Below are 4900 nucleotides of genomic sequence, written 5' to 3'. Positions count from 1 at the left end.
CTAAAAGGCCGTTTTCTCCTCCGATTGCATACTGTACAATCATACGCGTACGTGCTTTGACATTTCCTTTATGAAAATCAGACAGCGCTATATCTGTCGCACCTGTAAACGAACTTTCAAATGCTTCCACCGTGTTTTTAATATTAAACGTATATGTTTCATTAGGTTTAATAAATTCTAGTGACGCCTTCGCATCCGCTTCATCATGCTGCGTGCCATGGGGCAAGCGAACGGCTACAAATTTTGCTTCATATTCTTCTTTTCGCAATTCGTCTACAGCAATCTGTGCTAATCGTCCAGCTAAGCTAGAGTCCTGCCCCCCGCTTATACCTAATACAAAGCCTTTTGCATTTGCTGACTTTAGGTAGCTTTTCAGAAAATCAACGCGGGCACGAATTTCTTGTGCTGGATCAATTTCAGATTTCACATGTAGCTCTTTTCTTATTTTTTCTTGCATGTCTGACATGATACATGCTCTCCTTCCATTATATGTAGATTTCTTACTGATACAGTCCATGTTTTTTACTATAAAAATAACAGAGATCAGGCATTAAATATCTTGGTTCTCCGCCCCGGGCAAATTCTTGACGAATATAAGTAGAGCTGATTTCCATCGCCAGCCCTTTATCAAGAAGCTGAAACCGGCCGTCGTCATAATTTCGAAGCAAAGGAGAATGACTAATAGCTTTCAACATGTCTATTCCCTCTCTTGCCATGATGATAAACTGGTTTTTACTAATAAGTTCATCTGCTTTCTTCCACTTGCCTTCACCAATATCTTGCAGTAAGTCGGCTCCCATAATAAAAAATAAATCAGCGTGTGGAAGCAATTTTTTAAAGTGCTCCATAGTGTAGTATGTGTAATGATAGCCCGGCAATACGTCTAGCTCATACGTATCGAGCAAAAATTTGGGGTTATCTTTAATCGCTAAGCTAACCATATTTACACGGTGCTCATCCAACGTCTGGAGCTTTTTATCTGTTCGTTTGTGCGATGAAGGCAAAAAGATAATAGCATCTAGCTTCTTTCGATGCGCAACCGTTGATGCCGTCCAAAGATGAACATTGGTAACCGGATCAAAAGAAGAACCATAAATACCAATTTTCGCTCCTTTTTCTAAAAGCTTATCTATTTTTTTATCAGGGTTTAGCTGTTGAAAATAAGCAAGCGTATCTGACATGTCTCCAGCTCCCTACTATTTTTTATTTAGGGCTTCTGCTACTTTTTGTTTTACGTACGCAATTTGACGCGTTTTATTTTCCCAACATTTTTCGCTTAAATCTACTGGATATTCTTCAGGATTGCGCGTGCGCTTATATTCATCCCAAAGCAGCTCTAAATTATCTTTTACGTACTGCTGAATTTCCTGAAGTTCTTCTGTTTCATACACAAGCTCTCCGTTTACAAAGATATCATGATGGAGTTCTTTTGCTTCAAAATTTGTGACGAATTTACTGATAAACGTATGAACAGGATGGAACATTTTTAAACGTTCTTCGCTTTGAGGATCTTCGTCTTCCATTGTGATATAATCCCCTTCAGATTTCCCATTCAAATTATTAATAATACGATATACGCGCTTTAATCCTGGTGTACTCACTTTTTCAGGATTTGCGCTAATTTTAATCGTATCCATCATCTCGCCATTTTCTCCTTCAATAGAAACGAGTTTATACACTGCACCAAGCGCGGGCTGATCATATGCAGTAATGAGCTTAGTACCAATCCCCCACATGTCTATTTGTGCCCCTTGCGACTTTAAATGCATAATCGTATCTTCATCTAAATCGTTGGAAGCAACAATTTTTGTCTCTGTAAACCCTGCTTCATCTAACATTTGAMGAGCTTTTTTAGACAAATATGTTAAATCGCCGCTGTCTAAGCGAATCGCTGTAAAATTAATTTTATCGCCTAATTCTTTTGCTACTTTAATGGCGTTGGGAACTCCTGATTTTAACGTATCGTACGTATCAACTAGAAACACGCAGTTTTTATGGCGACGAGCATATTTATGAAATGCAATATATTCGTCTTTATAAGCCTGCACCATGGCATGAGCATGCGTTCCTGCAACTGGAATTCCAAATTTCTTTCCTGCTCGCACGTTAGAAGTAGCACCAAATCCGCCAATATAGGCTGCTCTTGTTCCCCAAATGGCAGCGTCCATTTCTTGAGCGCGGCGTGTTCCAAATTCCATTGCCACTTGATCTCCTACTACATGTTTGATGCGAGCTGCTTTCGTCGCAATCAGCGTTTGGTAATTCACAATATTCAAAATAGCTGTTTCTACGAGCTGAGCTTCAATTAATGGTGCTTCTACACGTAAAATTGGTTCATTATGAAATACAAGCTCACCTTCACGCATACATCGAATCGTTCCAGTAAACGTAAGATCTTTTAAGTAAGCTAAATAATCTTCTTTAAAACCTAATTCTTCATGCAAGTAGGTTAAATCTGATTCGCTAAATTTAAATGCTTTAATATATTCAATAATTCTTTCTAATCCAGCAAAAACAGCATAGCCATTTCCAAAAGGAAGTTTGCGGAAGAAAACTTCAAAAACAGCCTTCTTTTGATGAATATTATCTTCCCAGTACGTTTCTCCCATATTAATTTGATATAAATCGGTGTGTAGCATTACGCTGTCATCTGTAAACATATTCATTGATTTCCTCCACTTTTATGTCCTTAAATAATTTCTGCCCCGAGGCAAGATTTAAAATGTTCAAGCGCCCACTCATGGCCTTTTTGATTAAAGCTTGCTACGGCTTTTTCATAAATATAAATAGCAAATCCTTTATTATAGGCATCTACTGCTGTATGAAGTACACAAATATCCGTACATACACCTGCTAAGTAGACATCGGTAATTTGTCTTTCTCGAAGTTTAATCTCCAGATCTGTTCCAGCAAATGCGCTGTATCTCGTTTTATTCATCCATTCTACATTTGCCTGTGATCGATACACATTATATAAATCATTTAACTTTCCGTATAGCTCTCTTCCTGCAGAACCTTCAACATTATGAGGCGGAAACAGCGCTGATTCTGGATGCAAGGAATCATTTTCTTTATGAAAATCAATGGCGAACACCACATACTCGTTTTGCTCAATAAATTGACGCGTAATATCGCTTATGAATGTTTCTATTTGTCTGCCTGGTTCTCCGCATGTCAAAGCTCCGTTTTCAGCTACAAAATCATTTGTATAATCGATGTTAATCAGTGCTTTTTTCATTATGTTTCCCCCTCATAAGTAAAAATTAACAGTTAACATATTGTTAATTATTTAAATTGAAAGTTTTTCTTTTAATAGCGTGCTGTATAGATTGGCTTCATCACATTCATTTCAACAAACCGGTAGAGCTTTGTTGGTTTTTTAGACGTTCTCGTCGTTGTTTTTCCGTCTACTTCTTCAATAAATGGCAGCATTCTTATTTTTCGTGCAAAGGCCTGATCACTTTTAATCGCTGCATCATCCGTTACGGTAAGCAGCACAGCCTGCAGCTCAGAGTATGTAAACTGAGAAGGCAGAAATTTCTGGGCAATGGTTGTTTGCAATAAATCTTTCTTAATTTCCTTGATTGCATCTCGAATGATGATTTCATGATCAAAAGCTAAAGGCAATGAAAAGATTTCATCTATTTTAAACAATTCAACTCGAGCAGCATCATCATTCGCTTTTCGCTTTATTAGACTATCTTCTGGGACGATTGCATAATGTGCGTTTGTAATGACCCATCCTCTATCGTCTCTGCCAGGCTCATCATAGACACCATAGTGTTTTAAATGAATATCCTTTACGCCAGTTTCTTCTTCGAGCTCTCTTTTGGCCGCTTCAAAAGCTGATTCATCAGGATGGACAAATCCGCCGGGAAGCGCCCACTTTCCTGCTTCGCTGTTCTTTTCTCCCTCTGCATTCACCATTGCTCGTTGGATAAGCATTAATTTCAAACTCATTTTAGGTGGTTTGTATGGTTCTTTTTCTTCCGTCACAATCGTAAATACAGCAATATCTGACGTATAGCCATAGGGTTTAGGGTATTCTTTTTTCGTTTGATTCGTCATTGCTTTATTGTTCGACATTCATCATTTCTCCTGATCGCTCTTTTTACAATTAACAATATGATTAATGTTAATTATATTTGTTTTATGGAAAATGTCAATACTTTTCCCACTAATTATAAAGAGAAGGTAATTTATGTTGTAAATAACGTTATGTTTCGTATTTTTCAGATTTTATATGCATAAAAAGCTGAGTGAAGAAGTTCTAATTCGCCTCCTCTCTCAGCTTTTTTTCCTTTTAATTAACGTGCTGCTAAACCAATCATCATTTTACCGTCTTTAAAATACTCAATTACATAGTCAACAGACGGACAGTAAATAAATGCTTCTTCTGTCAGATCAGCTGTTTGTTGAAAAAACAGTAAAGCCTGAGCTAAATCGACGCTTACAGCTTTAGTTGCTCGTTTCCAGAATAAAACAACCTGATGTTCTTTTATATTCATCTCTTGAAGCCATTTTTTGATTTCTTCAATATGCCGGGTGGACTTTTTAATTAATACTTTTCTCCAATTAATTTGCATGATTGTTAAAAAAGGAAAGGTGTTTGAAAGTTTTTCGAAGTAAATGCTTGTCTGCCTTTTTGTTAGCAAATCTGCACTGTTACCCAATGTTTGAATATAATGTTCTACTTTTATCATAATCATCCTCCAGTCGAAATTGGAGTTTGCTAGAATTTTCAGAAACGATCTCTACTCTTCTTGCTAAAAATCCTGCAGCTTTCCAACCGTGCTTTTTCTCAACAATTTTGAAATTTAACCTTTTTATACAAATTATTCAAAATAATTTGTGTATTTTAGTTTACCATAAAACTTAATCTTTGACTTTGATTATATAG

At 36.8% G+C, this 4900-nt stretch carries 6 protein-coding genes; all 6 read right to left on the bottom strand.

What is annotated here, in order from left to right; all coding sequences use genetic code 11:
• On the bottom strand, nucleotides 1-466 hold a 466-nt coding region (gene nadE / locus AC1DRF_RS16700), incomplete at its 3' end, for an NAD(+) synthase (RefSeq protein ID WP_477741196.1).
• A 34-nt stretch (nucleotides 467-500) separates the two neighbouring features.
• Nucleotides 501-1181, bottom strand: a complete 681-nt coding sequence (nadD, locus tag AC1DRF_RS16695; protein WP_025752246.1) for a nicotinate (nicotinamide) nucleotide adenylyltransferase — start codon at nucleotides 1179-1181, stop codon at nucleotides 501-503.
• Between the two features lie 15 nt (nucleotides 1182-1196).
• Entirely contained in the window at nucleotides 1197-2666 is a 1470-nt protein-coding gene (locus AC1DRF_RS16690) for a nicotinate phosphoribosyltransferase (RefSeq protein WP_477741195.1), read from the bottom strand.
• Nucleotides 2667-2689: 23 nt separating this feature from the next.
• Nucleotides 2690-3238, bottom strand: a complete 549-nt coding sequence (locus tag AC1DRF_RS16685) for a cysteine hydrolase family protein (RefSeq protein ID WP_043982237.1) — start codon at nucleotides 3236-3238, stop codon at nucleotides 2690-2692.
• A 71-nt stretch (nucleotides 3239-3309) separates the two neighbouring features.
• Nucleotides 3310-4086 carry an NUDIX domain-containing protein gene (locus AC1DRF_RS16680; protein ID WP_057236878.1) on the bottom strand — a complete coding sequence of 259 codons (777 nt, stop codon included), beginning with the start codon at nucleotides 4084-4086 and terminating at the stop codon, nucleotides 3310-3312.
• A gap of 221 nt (nucleotides 4087-4307) precedes the next feature.
• On the bottom strand, nucleotides 4308-4703 hold the full coding sequence (locus tag AC1DRF_RS16675) for a CDI toxin immunity protein (RefSeq protein ID WP_177563559.1): 396 nt from the start codon (nucleotides 4701-4703) through the stop codon (nucleotides 4308-4310).
• Nucleotides 4704-4900 lie beyond the last annotated feature (197 nt).

It is taken from the genome of Priestia sp. P5_B4 (assembly GCF_056400385.1).
Note: the sequence above shows the minus strand (reverse complement) of the source record. Positions and strands in the feature narration are given on the sequence as shown.

What these genes read in the sequence shown, in the direction of transcription:
- nadD (WP_025752246.1), bottom strand. Translation starts at nt 1,181, where the DNA reads ATGTCAGATACGCTTGCTTATTTTCAACAGCTAAACCCTGATAAAAAA.
- AC1DRF_RS16680 (WP_057236878.1), bottom strand. Translation starts at nt 4,086, where the DNA reads ATGTCGAACAATAAAGCAATGACGAATCAAACGAAAAAAGAATACCCT.
- AC1DRF_RS16685 (WP_043982237.1), bottom strand. Translation starts at nt 3,238, where the DNA reads ATGAAAAAAGCACTGATTAACATCGATTATACAAATGATTTTGTAGCT.
- AC1DRF_RS16675 (WP_177563559.1), bottom strand. Translation starts at nt 4,703, where the DNA reads ATGATAAAAGTAGAACATTATATTCAAACATTGGGTAACAGTGCAGAT.